13 protein-coding genes are annotated in these 20,380 nt (G+C 42.3%); 10 read left to right on the top strand and 3 right to left on the bottom strand.

Features of this window, described 5'->3' with window-relative positions; genetic code table 11:
* The first annotated feature begins 208 nt into the window (after positions 1–208).
* The 9 genes from NSB03_RS05725 (at position 209) to NSB03_RS05685 (ending at position 17,368) form a co-directional block, all read left to right on the top strand.
* Positions 209–868 (top strand): FecR family protein, encoded by a 660-nt coding sequence (locus NSB03_RS05725; protein ID WP_257466274.1) that lies wholly within the window; start codon positions 209–211, stop codon positions 866–868.
* Between the two features lie 47 nt (positions 869–915).
* Positions 916–4,260 (top strand): SusC/RagA family TonB-linked outer membrane protein, encoded by a 3,345-nt coding sequence (locus tag NSB03_RS05720; protein ID WP_257466273.1) that lies wholly within the window; start codon positions 916–918, stop codon positions 4,258–4,260.
* A gap of 23 nt (positions 4,261–4,283) precedes the next feature.
* Positions 4,284–6,203, top strand: coding sequence for a RagB/SusD family nutrient uptake outer membrane protein (locus NSB03_RS05715; protein ID WP_257466272.1), 1,920 nt, complete (start codon positions 4,284–4,286; stop codon positions 6,201–6,203).
* A 20-nt stretch (positions 6,204–6,223) separates the two neighbouring features.
* On the top strand, positions 6,224–7,531 hold the full coding sequence (locus tag NSB03_RS05710) for a BT_3987 domain-containing protein (RefSeq protein WP_024986521.1): 1,308 nt from the start codon (positions 6,224–6,226) through the stop codon (positions 7,529–7,531).
* Between the two features lie 89 nt (positions 7,532–7,620).
* The gene (locus NSB03_RS05705) at positions 7,621–10,197 is read left to right on the top strand and encodes a M60 family metallopeptidase (RefSeq protein ID WP_257466271.1); all 2,577 of its coding nucleotides are present in this window, start codon (positions 7,621–7,623) and stop codon (positions 10,195–10,197) included.
* 226 nt (positions 10,198–10,423) lie between these two features.
* Positions 10,424–11,830, top strand: coding sequence for a Gfo/Idh/MocA family protein (locus NSB03_RS05700; protein ID WP_024986522.1), 1,407 nt, complete (start codon positions 10,424–10,426; stop codon positions 11,828–11,830).
* A 116-nt stretch (positions 11,831–11,946) separates the two neighbouring features.
* Positions 11,947–12,837: a YitT family protein gene (locus NSB03_RS05695; RefSeq protein ID WP_022140453.1), complete on the top strand. Its 891-nt coding sequence runs from the start codon at positions 11,947–11,949 to the stop codon at positions 12,835–12,837.
* A 71-nt stretch (positions 12,838–12,908) separates the two neighbouring features.
* Positions 12,909–16,250: a glycoside hydrolase family 2 TIM barrel-domain containing protein gene (locus tag NSB03_RS05690; protein WP_024986523.1), complete on the top strand. Its 3,342-nt coding sequence runs from the start codon at positions 12,909–12,911 to the stop codon at positions 16,248–16,250.
* A gap of 29 nt (positions 16,251–16,279) precedes the next feature.
* Positions 16,280–17,368: a phosphotransferase enzyme family protein gene (locus NSB03_RS05685; protein ID WP_024986524.1), complete on the top strand. Its 1,089-nt coding sequence runs from the start codon at positions 16,280–16,282 to the stop codon at positions 17,366–17,368.
* A 27-nt stretch (positions 17,369–17,395) separates the two neighbouring features.
* Here NSB03_RS05685 and NSB03_RS05680 read toward each other — a convergent pair whose 3' ends face one another.
* Genes NSB03_RS05680 through truA form a run of 3 tightly spaced genes read right to left on the bottom strand, consistent with a single transcriptional unit; the run spans position 17,396 to position 19,744 of the window.
* Positions 17,396–18,052, bottom strand: coding sequence for a DUF3256 family protein (locus NSB03_RS05680; protein ID WP_024986525.1), 657 nt, complete (start codon positions 18,050–18,052; stop codon positions 17,396–17,398).
* A gap of 7 nt (positions 18,053–18,059) precedes the next feature.
* On the bottom strand, positions 18,060–18,959 hold the full coding sequence (locus tag NSB03_RS05675) for a DMT family transporter (RefSeq protein WP_121765757.1): 900 nt from the start codon (positions 18,957–18,959) through the stop codon (positions 18,060–18,062).
* A 26-nt stretch (positions 18,960–18,985) separates the two neighbouring features.
* A complete protein-coding gene (truA, locus tag NSB03_RS05670) occupies positions 18,986–19,744 on the bottom strand; it encodes a tRNA pseudouridine(38-40) synthase TruA (protein ID WP_024986526.1) in 759 nt (252 codons plus the stop codon).
* Between the two features lie 126 nt (positions 19,745–19,870).
* Between truA and NSB03_RS05665 the strand changes: the two genes are divergently transcribed.
* A complete protein-coding gene (locus NSB03_RS05665; protein WP_024986527.1) occupies positions 19,871–20,368 on the top strand; it encodes a hypothetical protein in 498 nt (165 codons plus the stop codon).
* Positions 20,369–20,380: the final 12 nt, after the last annotated feature.

Here is a 20,380-nt window from a genome sequence, read left to right as displayed (position 1 = left end):
ACGGAGACTATGTGACGAATAAAAACTGGTCGGTAAAGCCTATCTAACATAATCTCAGGAAAATTTAAACAGGCTCTCAATTAGTCCGAAACAGAATAACAATGAATTAAACCTGTTCACGGGAAATAGATAAAATGACATAGTTCCTGTAGAACTTAGGTGGATTTACGTTGCCGCCTCTCTTGCCCTATTATTAGGTATAGCCGGATTGTGGAAACACTCATTAAACTACAAATTTTCAGAAAATGAATTAGTCAAGGTTACAACACAGTACAACACATTACATATACTTCCAGATAGCAGTAAAGTATGGATGGAACCCGGAAGCTCTATTGAATATTACAAAGATTTCAATAAAGACAGAAAAGTATGGTTAAGCGGTAACTCTTTATTTGAAGTTTTCAAACGCAAAGAAAGCCCCTTTCAAGTACATATCAATGATGCTTTTATTGAGGTAAAAGGAACCTGTTTTCTTGTAAAGCAAGAAAACACCGATCTCTGCGAAGTAACCTTATTTAAAGGAAAGGTTGAGTTCAACATACAATCGACCCAACAAACAAAGGAAATGTTTCCCTCACAAAAACTCATTTATAATTCAGCCAACTCACAAACTCAAATAGAAAGCATTACAAATATCAACTGGGAAAATGGCAAATATACCTTTAAAGATATTCCATTAAACCAACTCATCGAATTCATAAACCAGAAATATGATAGTGACATCGTTTTAAAAGCAACACATATACAACAATCTTCATTCAGTGGAAATATCCGGCATGATGAAAAAATTGATGAAGTGCTTTACAAAATATGCTACAGTCTGAACCTGAACAAGAAAGAAGAAGGTAGTAAAATAATCGTTTATTAATGAGAATATTATATTATTATTTTTTTTTAATTTTAAATTTAAAAAGCATGAGAAACTTTACCATTTTCGGTTGCAAGCGATATGTCAAATATATCGCATTAGCATTGCTTTTTTGTCCATTATCATCCCTTGCTTCACAGGGAAACATTACTGTTAATGGACAATCTCTAACAATCAAACAAATTATTCAGATTATTGAGAAAAGCAGTGACTATTCCTTTTTTTATAATGGATTAGATTTGGAAAATGTCCCTAAAAAAGACATCAGTTGCAACGGTTCTATCGAAAAAGTTCTGCACGAAGTTTTCAGCAGTAGCGGAATAAGCTATGTTGTCAAAGGAAAAGAAGTCATCCTTAAAGTAGAAAAAACAACAACTACACAACAGACTAAAAAGCGTACCATCAGCGGTACAGTTACAGATGCATCCGACGGCACGCCAATCATTGGCGCAAACATCGTTGTAAAAGGTGAAAATACAGGTGTCATTAGCGACATGGATGGTAACTTCAGCATTTCCGTACCAACCAAAAAAGGAATTACACTTGAAATTACTTACATCGGCTACAAAAAGCGCGAAATTCCAGTAGAAGACTTAGGAGTTATTAATATCAAACTGGAATCTGACAACGAAGTATTGGACGAAGTGGTAATCGTCGGTTCGGGAACGCAGAAAAAAGTCAGTGTAACAGGTTCAATCACAAGTGTAAAAGGTTTGGAGTTGAAAGCTCCGAGTTCTTCACTCACCAATTCGTTTGCCGGTAAACTGGCAGGTGTCATCGCAACAACCTCCAGTGGTGAACCGGGAGCAGCATCCGAATTCTATATTCGTGGTATCGCCACATTCGGCGGACGTGCAACGCCGCTTATCATGTTGGACGATGTGGAAATCTCTACAACAGACTTAAATAACATCCCTGCAGAAACCATCGAAAGTTTCTCTATCTTGAAAGATGCTTCGGCCACAGCTATTTATGGTGCACGTGGTGCAAATGGTGTAATGTTGATTACCACCAAAAGAGGACAGGAAAACTCGAAAGCAAAAATCAACATCACTGTAGAAAACTCATTCAACAGTCCGATGAGATTCCCCAAATTCGCAGACGGTGCCACATGGATGGAAATGTACAACGAAGCTCAGTTAACCCGTACTCCGGGAATCACTCCCAAATACTCACAAGAACAAATCGACGGCACACGTAGCCACATCAATCCATACGTGTACCCTGATGTTGACTGGGGAAGTTTAATTTTCAGAAATATGGCAATCAATCAACGTGCCAACGTCAACTTGTCGGGTGGTGGTTCAAAAGTAACCTATTATATGAGTTTGAATGTCAACCACGATACAGGATTGTTAGATTCACCCAAACTTTATTCATGGAACAACAATATCAATAACCTGAGATATAATTTCCAGAACAACATTTCCTACAAGGTGACATCAAGTACTAAAATCGACTTGAACATGAATGCACAAATCGGCAATCTCAAAGGACCGAATTTCAGCACTTCCGATTTGTTTGCAATGACATTGGCTGCCAATCCTATCAACTTCCCGGCTTATTATCCGCAACAAGAAGGCGACAGCCACATGAGATTCGGTAACAGTTACATCAGTGGTAATAACTACCGTAGCAATCCGTATGCTTATATGTCAACTTCGTTCAAACAGTCGGACGAAAACACATTGAACACAACCTTGAAAATCAACCAGAAATTCGATTTCATCACAAAAGGTTTAAGTGCCAATGCATTGGTAAACTTCAAAAATTACTCGGTAACCGCATATACACGTAGCATAGAACCTTACTACTACAGAGTGGCAAGCGGAAGTTACGACCCCCTCAATCCCACAACTTACGACTTGGAACGATTAGGCACTTCCGGAACAGATTATATCTCACAAGGTGACATAGCCAAGAACAGCGACCGTACCATCACGCTCCAGTTCCAATTAAACTATCAGCGTCAATTCGGTTTGCATAACGTAGGCGGAATGTTGATGTATATGCAACGTGATTATAAAGAGACCTATTACAACAACCCGCTTCCCAAGCGCAACCAGGGCTTCTCCGGACGCTTCACCTATGACTACGGACAACGGTATCTGTTTGAATTCAATTTCGGATACAACGGAACAGAACGTCTGGCAAAAGGTAATCGCTTTGAATTCTTCCCTGCTGCTTCTTTAGGATGGGTTATCAGCAATGAACCATTTTTCGAACCCCTCAAGAATACAGTCGACAACATGAAGATAAGAGCTTCTTTGGGTCTTGTAGGTAGTGATGAAACAGGTCTGATTGCCAACTCTCCTCACTTCTTGTATATCGACTCATTCAGTTTGGGAAGCGTAGGCTTCACTACCGGAGAAGATTGGAATACAACTAAAAAAGGACCTTTCGTCAATCAATACGGTGTTGTCAACGGCGGATGGGAACGTTCACGGAAATTTGACATCGGTCTTGATTTGAATTTATTCAGAAACTGGAACATTACTGCCGACTATTTCCACGAACGCCGCTACAACATCTTAATTCACCGTGAAGCATGGCCCGAATCACTGGGATATTACACAGCCAAACCGTGGAAAAACATGGGAGAAGTGAGCAACTGGGGATTTGAATTCAGCAGCAATTACCACCAGCAAATCACAAAAGATTTGTCAATGGATGTACGCACAAACTTCACATATACTCAAAACAGATATGAAAATCTGGATGAACCGATTTATCCGTACAAATGGCAAACCAGTACAGGACACTCCCTCGCTGCTTCCTACGGATACATAGCAGAAGGATTGTTCCAAAGCCAGGAAGAAATTGACAACAGCCCTGCACAAAACCTCGGTAGTACTCCTCAACCCGGAGATATCAAATACCGCGATTTGAACGGCGACGGTGTTATCGACTCCTACGATAAAGCATTGATTTCCGAATATGGAAAAACTCCACGTATCCAATATGGTTTCGGTCTTAACCTCACTTATAAAAAATTCGACTTTGGCGTATTCTTCAACGGTTCTGCCATGCGTAAAATATTTGTATCCGGTATCCATCCTTTCGGTGAAACAGACCGCAATATTTTCCAATTCATCGCCGATGACTATTGGACGGAAGCCAATCCGAACCCGAATGCCAAATATCCCCGTTTAGGATTAACCAACAGTAGCGTAGCAAACAACCAGCAAACCAGCACATACTGGATGCGCAATGGAAATTTCCTACGGTTCAAGACTTTGGAATTAGGTTACCGTTTCAAACACGGTCGTGTTTATCTCACAGGCGACAACCTGGCAGTATTCTCACCATTCAAAGATTGGGACCCGGAATTGGAATGGTACAAATATCCGTTACAAAGAACGTTTAATATTGGATTACAACTGAATTTTTAACCTGAAAAACATTTATTAGAATTATGAGACTACTTAAAAACATAAAATTATGGAGCAGCGCATTTGCTATGGCAATGTGCGGAATAGTCAGTTCATGCGATTTTCTGGATGTAGTTCCTGTTGAGCAACCCGGACTTTCGGATGCGACTCAAGATGCCGAATCTACTCTCGGTTTCCTCTATTCATGCTATGCAGGAGTGAGAAGTCCGATGTCTTATACTGACTCGGAAGCCAGTACAGACGAATATGCTTTGCCCGAATTATGGGGACACGCGGCTCATAAAGTAGCATACAATCTAAATACACCACAGAACTTGATAGACCATCGTTGGGGATCGTTCTATCGGTTTGTCGGACAAACGCACCTGTTCTTGCAAGAATTAGAAAACGCACGAGGTATTTCAGAACAGCAACGCACCGAATGGAGCGCCGAAGCTAAATTCCTGCTTGCTTATTATCATTTTGAAGTGCTCCGTTTCTATGGCCCTTGCCCAATCACCGACTCCTACATACCGCAAGACACACCAAATGCAAGTTACAACGGCCGTTCACACTACGACTATGTAACAGAGTGGATTGTAAATATGTTGGAGGATGCTATCCGAAGCGGACTTCCCGATACCCGTACAAAAGATGTCAGCGAATGGGGACGTGCTACAACTGTCATAGCAAAAGCCCTGAAAGCACGTGTATTAATGTATGCAGCCTCCCCGCTATGGAACGGTAGTTTCCCTTACCCCGAATGGCAAAATAAAAATTTTGAGACTCCCGGTTATGGAAAAGAATTAGTCAGCAAAACCTATAGCAGAGAAAAATGGGTACGTGCCCAAAAAGCCTGTGAAGAGGCAATAGATGCTGCTCTAAGCAACGGAAACGACCTTTATAGGAATGAAGAAAAATATGCCGAACAGAATGTACCTCTACCTTACATTCCCGGTATTAATACATCCACACCGGAAGGGGAAGCATTTGCCAAAAAAGTACTTCTGATGCGATATGTCACCCAAATGAGACCCAGCGAAGGAAATAAAGAAACAATATGGGGATTGAACGCCACCGACGATAATTATATAGCTTCCATTCCGACACGTGTATTGAAGTTGAACGGTGGTAACTGGTATAGCGGATATAGTGGAATTTCACCTTTCCTCTATACAATAGAACATTTCTATACGAAGAACGGAAAACTTCCCGAAAAAGACGAAACATTCTACGCAAAAGAAGACTGGTTAAAAAGTGCAGGTATTTCCGACCGTGAAGATATCATAAATATTAATATAGCACGCGAACCACGCTATTATGCATGGATTGCATTCAACGGCGGTGATTTTTCGTCTACACTATGTGCCGGCCAACCTTTAAAATTAGAGTTAAGAAATGGAGAAAAGCAAGGATACAATCCTGAATTATTCAACAGAGACCATTGCGTAACAGGTTTCTTGTGCCAAAAGTATATCCAACCGAACCTGAATCTGTCGGCAAACAACAGTTGGAACCTGCAACATAAACCCAAACCACTCATCAGAATGGCTGAATTATACCTTAACCTGGCCGAATGCCAAGCTGCACTGGGTAATGATGATGCATTAGACAACCTGAATATCATACGCGAACGTGCAGGAGTACCCGCACTGACCAAAGAGGACATCAGCAAAGATATGACATTGATGGATTGGGTACGCAATGAACGCTTCATCGAATTATGGGGAGAAGGTCATCGTTACTTCGATATCCGTCGTTGGGTAGAGGGTCCTAAATATCTTGCTGCCGGAAAACGCGAAGGTCTGAATGCAGAAGCAAAGGTGAACCCCACTTTTGAGGAATATAACCAACGCGTGAAGGTTCCGCAACCGTATGCATGGGAAAACAGAATGTACATTGCTCCTGTATTCTACAATGAAGTGTACAAAAATCCTCAAATGGTACAGTCACCCGGTTATTAATTCATAAAACGTCTACAAACATGAAAAAAATATATTTATCATCCTTATTATTGGGATTATTAGCCATCAACACCGCTTGCGAAGATATTGATGAAAGTGCTATCTTCCAAGCTGATTTTCAGAAAATACTTATGCTGAAAACAAATGGAATAGTAGATTTAACCATTTACAAAACGGGCGAAAACTCTACTTACGAACTTTCAATTATGAAAAACGGTACTTCACCGGAAAAAACTGCGGAAGCTGTCATTTGTCCAATGAATAAAGAAGAACTGAAGGTTTACAATGAAACACGCGGTCTATCGCTTGAAGCATTACCGGAAAATTGCTATGAATTAGCCGGACAGGATATGTTTTTCAATGCTAACGAAAGATATAAAAAAGTCAATCTGACATTACATACAAACAACATTGATGAATTGGCTGATACAGAAAAAGATTATGTGATTCCGTTAATTCTAAAAAGTGAGACAGATTCGGTAAGCAGTGCACAGAATATACTGATTGTCAGACCTAATGTGATTATACCGTCTGTTACCTTTACAAAAAAAGGATTACAAGCTCAATATTGCGGTAAAGGTACGACCACTCTGACCATTCCGTTAGAACTGCAAATAGAGAATAAGTGGGATTTCACTTGTACAGTCGAAGTTGATGAGACTAAGGCTGGAAATCATCCTTTATTACAAAATGGATATACATTGGAAAACAATGGTGTAGTAACTTTCAGCAAAGGTAACAAAACCGCTAATCTGACCGTCACTGTCAACAGAACGGAGACTACTGAATTAGATATGAATACTTACGTACTTCCTTTGGTTTTGCAAAGCATCAGCCTTGAAACATTCCAAAAAGACAACGATGCTTACCTGTTAGGAGTAAATTCAAAATTCCCGTTGGAAGCAAGTATGCTATCTACCAATGCTCAAGAGCCCTCCGAAGGTCCATTGGCCAATGTATTAGATGGAAAGATAGGAACATTCTTCCATAGTGCATGGAGTGTTGCGGTAGAAGGAAAACATTATGTACAAGTCAACTTACCGAACACCATATCGTCATTTATGTTCTCTTATACCAACAGAGATTCTAATGGAAACGCCGCATTAGCATGGTTTGATGTCGAAACAAGCAATGACGGACAAACATTCACTCCACTTAAGTCATATGCCTGGGATGCCGATTCACTTCCCGGCGGAGGTGCGGAAGTGTTCAACTCTACCAAACTGGAAAGTACGTCTCCGTTTAAGAGCATACGTTTTATCTGCAAACAAAACTTTACAGGTGGTGCATTTTTCGTATGGAGTGAATTCAGTTTATACGCTCTGTAAGTTCTTTCTAATCTTTAAATAAACATATGCGAAATGAATAGTTATTCTATACAGGAAATACTATTCATTTCCTTTTAAAATGAAACGGAATGAAACTAATACACATTATATCCAAAACCATATTCTGCCTGTCACTTGTCATCCTGATAGCTTGCAAAGACGATAATAAAGCCAATGCAACAAATATCTTTGAAATAGCCAGTGAAACATTAAACAAAGAATTAGACAAATCAGCTACAAGTTTCAGCATACCAGTCACCACCACGCTTTCCGTCAAAGAATGGGAAGTGGTATATACAGATAAGTGGCTGACTGCATTTCCATCTGCTGACCACATAAATGTATCAATACAAGAAAATACCGGAGATAAAAGAACAGCAACCATCAATGTGATTTCTCCCATTCGTAAATATACAATTACTATTACCCAATATGGCTCTAACGACGTAGTTGTAGATGCAGATATTCAAATAAAACCTTATGGCGGAAAAGCAAGCGAATACCAACCGGGATACGGTATCGAAAAATCCTATGACGGAAAATTCACGATTGACGGAACAGAGTCACACTATCACAGTCTATGGAACAATACCCAACTTCCCGTAACATTGGAATACTATTTCAGAGGTGATACGGAAATAGACTATTTCATCTATTACACACGCTCTGGAAATGGAAATTTCGGAGAGGTAGAAGTTTATACTTCTACAGATGAAGGAAGAAAAAACTATACCCTGCAAGGTAGCTACGACTTCAAAATGCAAAATAATCCATCCAAAGTTTCTTTCAAAAACAGCATAAAAGCTACCGGAATCAAATTTGTTGTAAAAAGCGGATTGGGCAACTTTGTGAGTTGCGACGAAATGCAGTTCTTTAAAACAAACACCGATAAAACCCTCGAAAATAAGCTATTGACCGTATTTACAGACATAACCTGTACAGAATTGAAAAACGGAATAACCAATGAAGATATACAAGCATTGCCCAATAGTTATTTTATCCGCATTGCCGAAGCCTTAAAGAATAATACCTACGATGAATGGGAAAAGGAATTCCGCATACGCAACTACGAAGCATACAGCGATGTCAATATATGGGCAAACAAATTAATGACCAAGCATTACAGTTGCCTGGACAATCTGACAGGAATCTCCGTTGAACAAAACGATGAAATCATCGTTCTTGTAGGCGACACACACGGACAAGACGTATCTCTTCAATGCGTAGGAGAAGAAAGAACCAATTTCCTGGAAGATGCTCCCTATGTACAGACCGCCGCATCAGGTGATATCTACTACCTGAAACAAGGTGTCAACAAAATCACCATACGCAACCGTGGACAACTGTTCGTTATGTACAACTGCGACCTGACTTCCAAGCCTGCTCCCATAAAGATACACATTCCGTTGGGTAGTGGGAAAGTATCGGGTTTCTTCGACTTGAAAACGCACAAAACGGACGCCAAATATGCGGAACTACTGTCGAAAGCCACTGACAAATATTTCGGAGTAAAAGGAAATAACATCATCTTCTACTTCCACCGGACAAAAATGCTGGAACACGTGCGCAACAACATCCTTTCCGCCATCGAATTGTGGGACAACATCATCGGATGGGAACAAGAACTTATGGGTATCGACGACGTACGTCCGAGCCAGTTCAACAACCATCTCTTTGCCATCTCGCCGGAAGGTAGTTATATGTGGGCCTCCGATTACCGAATCGCATTCGTCTACACTTACTTAGGCAATATCCTGCTATACGACAACGTAATGGCCGCCGAAGACAATGCATGGGGCCCCGCCCACGAAATCGGACACATTCATCAAAAAGCCATCGACTGGGCAGGATGCACGGAATCGTCCAACAATTTGTTCTCAAACTTCATCATCTACAAATTAGGCAAATACAAATCACGCGGTAACGGACTGGTAGAGGTTGCCAACGCCAGATATCGCGACAAACAACTGTGGTATAACATGGGCGACGCCACCCACCAGGGCGAAGATACCGAAGTACATATGCGCATGAATTGGCAATTGTGGAATTATTACCACCGCTGCGGATATAAAACCGACTTCTGGCAAACACTCTTCAAACTTATGCGCGAAGAGGTGGGAGCAAGTTATGAGAACGACCCCGGACGCAAACAACTGGAATTCGCCAAGATGGCAAGTAAAGCTGCCAACGAAAATCTGACAGACTTCTTCGAGATGTGGGGATTTTTCGGTACGGTCAGCACCACCATCTCCCAATATGGAGATTTCCAGTACACCGTTACCCAAACTATGATTGACGAAGCAAAAAGATTCATGGCGCAATACCCACAGCCGAAACACGCTTTCCAATACATTGAGGACAGAAAGAAAAGTGAGTTCCCCACCAACGATTACCGTTACAACGAAGTCGGAGATGTAGGGTACTACACACAATTCCAAAACAATGTAAAAATCACGAAAGCAATAAGCGCCACCATCTCCGGCAATGCGGTCAGCATTCAAAACGGAGAAGAAGCTGTTGCGTTTGAAGTACGCGAAAGAAGCGAGAACGGAAAAATCCTCTATTTCTCCAACTCCTTCACATTCGATGTTCCGGCATCCATCTCCATGACAAATGCGAAAGTATTTGCCGTGCAGGCAGACGGAAAACGAGTGCCCCTCAACTAAGAAATATAAACTTAACACTGCAAATTACTTGTTGTTGCCCCCCATATGCAACAACAAGTAATTTTGCAAACCTTGTTATATATGGATATTCGGCCTGCAACACGAATAAAAGTAAAATTATTGTCTACAGATACACGTTATTGTCTAATTAATTACTATTTTTGACCCATCAAATGAGAAACGACAAATAACCCCCTATTTCAAAATTTTAATTTTAAAAAACATGATGAAAAAGTTATTCACAGTCGCAGCACTTGGCCTTTTATTAACTTGCCACATTAGCTGCACCTCACAGCAAAAAACTCAGGAAGCTTTTGCACCGATCAAAGTTGAAACCCCTGCCCGCCCAGCCGGTCAAGAGGATGTAATCCAACTTGTTGCTCCCAAAATTGATACCGTACGTGTCGGTTTCATCGGACTGGGAATGCGTGGTCCCGGTGCCGTAGCACGCTGGACACACATCCCGGGAACTAAAATCATAGCTTTATGCGATCTTGCTCCCGAGCGTGTAGAGAAATCACAGGAAATTCTGAAAAATGCCGGACTGCCCGAAGCTGCATCTTACAGCGGTTCGGAAGATGCATGGAAACAACTTTGCGAACGTGAAGACATCGACCTCGTATATATCGCAACAGACTGGAAACACCATGCGGAAATGGGCGTGTATGCTATGGAACACGGCAAGCACGTGGCTATCGAAGTGCCTGCTGCAATGACACTGGACGAAATCTGGCAATTAATCAATACGTCTGAAAAGACCCGTAAGCACTGTATGCAGTTGGAAAACTGTGTATATGACTTCTTCGAACTGACTTCTCTGAACATGGCACAACAAGGTGTATTCGGTGAAGTGCTCCATGTAGAAGGTGCTTATATCCACAACCTGGAAGACTTCTGGGGTACATACTGGAACAATTGGCGTATGGACTACAACCACAAATTCCGTGGCGACGTTTACGCTACTCACGGTATGGGTCCGGCTTGCCAATTACTTGACATCCACCGTGGCGACCGCATGAAGACTTTAGTGGCAATGGATACAAAAGCTGTTAACGGTCCGGCTTATATCAAGAAACAGACAGGCGAAGAGGTGACCGATTTCCAGAACGGTGACCAGACTTCAACTTTGATCCGCACCGAAAACGGCAAGACCATGTTGATTCAACACAACGTAATGACTCCCCGCCCCTACAGCCGTATGTATCAGATAGTAGGTGCAGACGGTTACGCAAGCAAATATCCGACTCAGGAATACTGTCTGAGACCGTCACAAGTGAAATCGGACGATGTGCCCAACCACGAAAACCTGAACGCACACGGTTCCGTACCTGCCGATGTAAGAAAAGCCCTAATGGATAAATACAAACACCCCATCCACGTAGAACTGGAAGAGACTGCCAAGAAAGTAGGTGGTCACGGTGGTATGGACTTTATCATGGATTATCGCCTGGCATACTGCCTGCAGAATGGTCTGCCGTTGGATATGGACGTTTATGACCTTGCAGAATGGTGCTGTATGGCCGAACTTACCCGCCTTTCTATCGAAAACAATTCAGCTCCGGTTGAAGTTCCCGATTTCACCCGCGGCGGATGGAACAAGGTAAAAGGCTACCGTCACGCTTTTGCAAAATAATAGAATAGAATTTTCCTTTTTTACACGAACACTACGAACCAATCCGGCTTTCCCCCAAAGCCGGATTATTCATAGGTTCGTGTTCGAACATTTTATAGAACATCATAATCGCATTTATGAAAACAGCTATTCCAAGGCCTTCCAAGCAAAGCATTATCCGCGAAGCTAAAGATTATGTAATGATTGCCATCGGCATGATTTTATACGGCATCGGCTGGACAGTTTTCCTGCTTCCTAATGATATCACTACCGGGGGAGTACCGGGCATTGCTTCTATCGTATATTGGGCTACCGGCTTCCCTGTTCAATATACGTATTTTACTATCAATTTCTTCCTGCTGCTACTGGCACTCAAACTGCTCGGTTTGAAATTCTGCATCAAAACTATTTTTGGAGTATTCACCCTGACCTTTTTCTTATCTGTCATACAGAAATTGGCAGCAGGTATCAGCCTTCTTCACGACCAGCCTTTTATGGCATGCGTTATCGGAGCATCCTTCTGTGGCGGTGGTATCGGGGTGGCCTTTTCGGCCAACGGAAGTACCGGCGGCACTGATATTATCGCGGCCATTATTAACAAATACCGGGATATCACATTAGGGAGAGTTGTATTAATTTGTGATATGATTATTATAGTATCCAGTTATTTTGTCTTAAAAGACTGGGAAAAAGTAGTGTATGGATTTGCAACTCTCTATATTTGCAGCTTTGTACTCGATCAGGTAGTGAATAGCGCCCGGCAGTCCGTACAGTTTTTCATTATATCCAATAAATATCAGGAAATAGGAAAACGAATCAATGAATATCCGCACCGGGGAGTTACAATTATCAATGCAACGGGGTTCTACACCGGACGAGAACAGAAAATGATGTTTGTATTGGCCAAGAAGCGGGAATCTACCATTATCTTCCGGCTGATAAAAGACATCGACCCGAAAGCCTTTGTTTCACAAAGTGCTGTCATCGGAGTTTACGGAGAAGGATTTGACCATATTAAAGTGAAATAAAAAAGAATGAGAAACCAATATTGAAAAACATGAAATTTCGATCGTACCCCCTCCTATTAACTAACATTTTTATGGGAATATTTTCCCTGGTGACAACCAATACCATAGCTGATAATGCCCAAAAGCCATATTGGCAAGACATGCAGGTGGTAGCAGTCAACAAAGAATATCCCCGTTCTTCGTTTATGACGTATGATAACCGGAACGATGCCATGAGCGGCAAATTTGAACGGAGCAAATACTACCGGTTACTAAACGGAACATGGAAGTTTTACTTTGCAGATTCTTACAAGGATCTTCCCGACAACATTACCGACCCGAATACCAGTACGGACTCATGGTATGATATTCAGGTACCCGGCAACTGGGAAGTACAGGGACATGGAGTAGCCATCTATACAAACCACGGCTACGAATTCAAGGCTCGTAACCCGCAGCCGCCCATCTTACCGGAAGCTAATCCCGTTGGTGTATATCGCCGCGACATCGACATTCCTGCCGATTGGGACGGACGGGATATTTATCTGCATCTGGCAGGAGCCAAATCAGGCGTATATGTATATATCAACGGCAAGGAAGTAGGATATAGCGAAGATTCAAAGAATCCTGCCGAGTTCTTAATCAATCCGTATGTAAAACCGGGCAAGAACGTGCTTACGTTGAAGATTTTCCGTTGGAGTACAGGTTCTTATCTCGAATGTCAGGACTTCTGGCGTATCAGCGGTATTGAACGTGACGTGTTTGTCTATTCACAACCCAAAGCTGCCCTTAAAGACTTCAGAGTAACATCAACCTTGGATGACAGTTACAAGAATGGTATTTTTGACTTGAACGTAGACTTGAGAAACCATAAAAAAGAAGCAGCCAATCTAACATTAGTTTATGAATTATTGGACGCTCAAGGCAAAGTCATCGCTACCGAAGAGAAAACAGCCTATATCCCTACTGATGAAGTACGTACACTCTCTTTCGATAAAAAACTGGCAGATGTAAATACATGGACATCCGAACATCCGAACCTGTATAAATTACTGATGACAGTAAAAGAGAATGGAAAAGTAAAAGAAATTATTCCTTTCAATGTCGGTTTCCGCCGTATTGAGATTAAACCGATCGAACAGAAAGCCGCCAACGGTAAACCATATGTCTGCCTGTTTATCAACGGACAGCCATTAAAACTGAAAGGCGTAAATATCCATGAGCATAATCCTGCGACAGGACACTATGTAACAGAAGAACTGACGCGCCGTGACTTTGAGTTAATGAAACAGCACAACTTAAACAGTGTACGTCTTTGCCACTATCCGCAAGATCGCCGTTTCTACGAACTCTGTGATGAATATGGACTGTATGTATATGATGAAGCGAACATCGAAAGCCATGGTATGTATTACGATCTCCGTAAAGGCGGCTCGTTGGGCAACAACCCGGAATGGCTGAAACTTCATATGGATCGTACCATCAATATGTTCGAACGCAATAAGAATTATCCCAGTGTCACATTCTGGTCGTTAGGTAACGAAGCCGGAAACGGATATAACTTCTATCAAACATATCTGTGGCTGAAAGAAGCGGATAAGAATATTATGGCTCGTCCTGTAAACTATGAGCGTGCCCAATGGGAATGGAACACTGATATGTACGTTCCCCAATATCCGGGTGCTGACTGGTTGGAGAATATAGGCAAGAACGGCAGCGACCGTCCTATAGCTCCTTCCGAATATGCGCACGCTATGGGTAACTCCACCGGAAACCTGTGGGGACAATGGCAGGCAATCTATAAATATCCGAATCTTCAGGGCGGATACATCTGGGACTGGGTAGATCAAGGTATCCTTCAGAAAGATAAGAACGGAAGAGAGTATTGGGCTTATGGTGGCGACTTTGGTGTAAATATGCCTAGTGATGGCAACTTCCTTTGCAACGGTCTTGTAAACCCCGACCGCGGTCCGCATCCGGCAATGGCCGAGGTGAAGTATGTACATCAGAATGTAGGGTTTGAAGCGACAGACGCCGCATCCGGCAAATTTAAGATTACCAACCGCTTCTACTTTACAAACCTGAAAAAGTACCAGATTCATTATAATGTCGTTGCTAATGGCAAGAATATAAGAGGTGGAAAAGTATCTTTGGATATTGCTCCGCAAGCATCCAAAGAGTTTGCAGTACCGGTAAATGGATTGAAAGCCCAACCGGGAACTGAATATTTTGTCAACTTCAGTGTGACAACGACAGAACCGGAACCTCTGATTCCTGTCGGATATGAAATTGCATACGACCAGTTCCAACTTCCTATCCATGCTGAGAAAGGAACGTATAAGGTGAGTGGCCCCGCATTGAATACATCTACACAAGGAGATGAATTGATAGCCTCATCCTCAAAAGTGAACTTTGTATTTAACAAGAAAAGCGGATTGGTTACTTCTTACAAAGTAGACGGAACAGAGTATTTCAAAGATGGATTTGGTATTCAACCTAACTTCTGGCGTGCTCCCAATGACAATGATTACGGAAACGGTGCTCCCAAACGTTTGCAGGTCTGGAAACAATCGAGCAAGAATTTCCATGTGACAGATGCCAGCATGACTACGGAAAATAAAGTCGTTTCATTGAAAGTGACTTATTTATTGGCTGCCGGCAATCTATATGTCGTGACTTATAAGATTTATCCGAGTGGAGCGGTGAATGTAAACGCTACGTTTACCTCTACGGATATGCAAGCTGCCGAAACAGAAGTGTCCGAAGCCACCCGCATGGCTACCTTCACCCCAGGAAGTGGTGCTGCCCGCAAAGCTGCTTCCAAACTGGAAGTTCCCCGTATCGGTGTGCGTTTCCGCTTGCCTGCCAAGATGAATAACGTACAGTACTTCGGCCGTGGCCCGGAAGAAAACTACATTGACCGCAATCATGGTACACTTGTCGGAGTCTACAAAACTACGGCTGACAAGATGTATTTCAACTACGTTCGCCCACAGGAAAACGGACATCATACGGATACTCGCTGGATTGCCTTGTCACCCGACAAAGGCAGCGGACTGGCTATTGTGGCCGACAGTCTTGTCGGATTCAATGCTTTGCGCAATTCTATTGAGGATTTCGACTCGGAAGAAGCACTGCCCCACCCTTACCAATGGAATAACTTCAGTCCGGAAGAGGTTGCCAACCATGATGAGCAAGCTGCCCGCAACGTATTGCGAAGAATGCACCACGTCAATGACATCACTCCAAGAGATTTTGTGGAAGTTTGCGTGGATATGAAACAACAAGGAGTCGGTGGTTATGACAGTTGGGGAGCACACCCGGAACCTTTCTATCAGATTCCTGCCAACCGCGAATACAACTGGGGATTCACCCTGGTTCCTGTTCGCTCGGCCGGTCAAGCTAATGAAGCTGCCAAATATGAGTATCAATAACCTTAGTATAAATTTTAAAGAAAAGACCCATGAAAGATTTATCTAGCATTGTAGCTAAATTCAAAGTCCAAGGCACAGTAGAAGAAATCAAGCCGTTAGGAGCAGGACTTATCAATGACACCTACAAAGTAAACACAAAAGAATCAGACGCTCCCGACTACGTTTTGCAACGCATCAACCATGCTATCTTCCAGAATGTAGAAATGCTTCAATCCAATATTGCTGCTGTCACAGGACATATCCGTAAGAAACTGACAGAAGCGGGAGAGTCGGATATCGACCGTAAAGTCTTGTCTTTCGTTGAAACAGAAGAAGGTAAGACTTATTGGTTTGACGGTGACAACTACTGGCGTGTTATGGTATTCATCCCACGTGCCAAGACTTATGAAACCGTAAATCCCGAATATTCAAACTATGCCGGAGAAGCTTTCGGTAACTTCCAGGCTATGCTGGCAGATATACCTGAGACTTTGGGTGAGACTATCCCCGACTTCCACAATATGGAATTCCGTCTGAAACAACTGCGTGACGCCGTTGCCGCCAATGCTGCCGGACGAGTGGCTGAAGTGCAATATTTCCTGGACGAAATAGAAAAACGTGCAGACGAAATGTGCAAAGCTGAACGCTTATACCGCGAAGGCAAACTGCCCAAACGAGTATGCCATTGTGACACAAAAGTGAATAATATGATGTTCGATGAAGATGGCAAGGTGCTTTGTGTCATCGACCTGGATACGGTTATGCCCAGCTTTATATTCTCAGATTACGGTGACTTCCTTCGTACGGGAGCCAACACCGGTGATGAAGATGACAAAGACCTTGACCGCGTAAACTTCAATATGGAAATATTCAAAGCATTTACGAAAGGCTATCTGAAAGGTGCCAAGTCATTCCTGACACCGATTGAGATAGAAAATCTTCCTTATGCTGCGGCTTTATTCCCATATATGCAATGCGTACGCTTCCTTGCCGATTATATCAACGGAGATACTTACTACAAGATTAAATATCCGGAACATAATCTGGTTCGCACCAAGGCACAATTCAAACTACTTCAAAGCGTAGAAGCACACACACCGGAGATGGTGGCATTCATCAATGAATGCTTAAAGAGCTAAGAATAAAAAACAGAGAGAGTGGAGAGTTTATTTAATAAAAGCTCCATGCTCCCAACGATAAACAATAGGACGGCAGAGAAACGTTTTCAGTTTTTCCGCCGTTTCTTTTGACATATAGTCGGGCGTAGTAAGTGTAACGGTCAGGTCTGTATTCTCCTTGTTGAAATCGGCTTTCATCAAGAGTATGTCTGCCGGACGGCGTGCTTCGTCAAAGGCATATATACTTGTACTTGTGGAATCCGGCGTGTTCAGGAAATCATTCATTGTGGGCAAAGTGATGAACTGAGACTCAGCAAGCGGTTTCCAGTCCGTCGTATAAAAACGGATACTGCTATCACAGGCAGGAGCACAAGCTGTAGATATTGTACAGATAATATTCGTTGTATCGTTCAACACAAGCACTTTCATCTGCCACGTAGTTTGCGGAGAGATTTGCATACGGATATAGTCCTTGCCAAGCTCCGTCATTTCGGATTTCTTTCCAAAACGATTTTCCACTAGTGCTTTCATTTTGCTTTCCAGAAAATCGACACAATCGGCACGATTCACTTTAGTCAGCAAGGGACTCAAAGAGTCTGGCATATTCACAAACAAAGTTTTGGCCTCTTGTGCGTGCAGGGAAGTCAGGGAAAATAACCCGACAACCGAAAAAAATATAGCAATACAAAGTTTATTTATTTTCATATCAATCTTATTTAGTCCCCAAATATAAGAATATCATTCCGATTAACACCAGTATAAGGTCAATCGCCTTGCTTTTTAAATTCTTTTCACGGAAGAAAAGAGCCCCGAAAATGAAAGAAACGATGACACTTCCGCGGCGAACCATCGAAACGATAGAAATCATAGAATCCTCATAACTCAGCGCATAAAAGTAGGCAAAGTCTGCTGACGAAAGGAAAACAGAAATCAGAATAATCGTCCAGTCCCAACGAAACGCAGTGGTGGACTTTCTCTTCGGCCACCAAAGCAGCAACAAAATAGGACACATGATAAAAACCTGATAAACATTATACCAGGACTGCACCAGCATCGGATTCAACGACTTCATCAGATACTTATCGTACAATCCGCTGATAGCCCCTGTTATCGCAGCCAATACAATAAAAAATATCCATCTGTTATGTTTAAAATCAATCCCCTCTTTCTTTCCCGAACGACTCAGCATGAAAAAGGAGACAATAGCCAGCATCACACCAATCCATTGATAAAGATTCAACCGTTCGCCAAACACAAGCATAGCTCCGACAAGTACCATTACCGGGCGGGTGGCATTAATCGGCCCTACGATGGTAATAGGCAAATGCTTCATCCCGAAATAACCGAATATCCATGAGGAAAGCACGATGAACGACTTGATAATAATATATTTATGCTGTTCCCATCCCGCAACCGGGACATTGAATACCGTTCCTTCCAATACGGCAGGTTGAAATACAGAAAGCAGAATAAACGGCAGAAAGATGAGACTGGAAAAGAAAGTGTTCAAAAACAGAACGGGCAGTACCGCATTGTCTTTCAGCGATTTTTTTTTGAATACATCATAAAATCCCAGCAAAGTAGCTGAGAGAAATGCTAATAATAACCACATAAGGATATTTACTATTTTAGGGTTTACTATTTATTACTTTCAAATATACTTTCGGGGTATTCCACATTTACCAGGAAAAGAGCATTTCCTAGTGCAGAAGTACCCGCTTTGCCACGATCCTGCTGTTCAATGACCTTACGGAACCCTTCGATAGAAAGTTTACCACGCCCCACTTCAAGAAGAGTGCCCACTATAGCACGTACCATATTCCGTAAAAAACGGTCGGCACGGATAGTAAATACCCAGGTGGCATCATCTTCCTGTGTCCATTCAGCATGAGTGATATGACAAATATTTGTTTTTACATCCGTATGCAATTTGCTGAAACTCGTAAAGTCGGTATATTCCAAAAGGGTACGTGCCGCCTCATTCATCCGCTCATAATCCAATTGATTGTAAACACGGCAACGGTATTGCCGGTTAAAAGGATATTTCGCCGTTGTCACATAATACTTATACGTTCTGGCAGTTGCGTCAAAACGCGCATGTGCATCCGGCCGGACCCGGCAAACCCGATAAACGGAAATATCCGGAGGGAGCAGACGATTCAACTTATCTGTGACGGAATCCGTATCCAGCAACTCTTCAAATTCAAAATGGGCGACCATCAAAGAAGCATGCACTCCCGCATCTGTCCGCCCAGCCCCTATCACCTCTATTTCATGACGCAGGAAAGTGGACAATGCTTTCATCAAACATTCCTGCACACTAATTCCGTTCGGTTGAATCTGCCAACCGTGATAGTTGGTTCCGTCATAAGCCAAATAAATAAAATACTTTTGCACGCTAATTCCTTTTTTTAGGTTTTTTGCGTGCAAAAGTAGTCATTTTATCCCATTTATCTTTGTATAATCCGCACAAACCTGTATATTTGGGGAACAATACATATAATTCACTAACAGTACAAAATTATGAGCAATACTACTTTTCTCATTATTGCCCTTGTCACAACAGGCATTTTTGTAATTCAATTTATTCTATCAATCTTTTTCGGAGACATGGATGCAGATGTGGACGTAGATGCCGACATCAGTAGCGTAGTTTCTTTTAAAGGGCTCACCCATTTTGGTATCGGCTTCGGCTGGTACATGTACTTGGCAGGCAACACGGAAATCCAAAGCTATATCATCGCCATCCTGATTGGACTCTTCTTTGTTTTCGCCGTGTGGTTCCTTTATAAAAAAGCTTATCAACTGCAACAAGTAAACCACACCGAGCAGACCGACCAGCTTGTGGGACGGGAATGTGTAATCTATTTCAAACAAAGTGACAGCAAATATACCGTACAGACCACCCGGGACGGAGCCATGCGCGAAGTAGACGTCATCTCCGAATCCGGAAAAGCATACCAGACTGGCGACAGAACAATGATCACCAGCTACAAAGACGGAACACTATTCATTCAATAACTATTCAAATAC

It is taken from the genome of Bacteroides acidifaciens, from assembly GCF_024623065.1.
Classification (GTDB): domain Bacteria; phylum Bacteroidota; class Bacteroidia; order Bacteroidales; family Bacteroidaceae; genus Bacteroides; species Bacteroides acidifaciens.
Note: the sequence above shows the minus strand (reverse complement) of the source record. Positions and strands in the feature narration are given on the sequence as shown.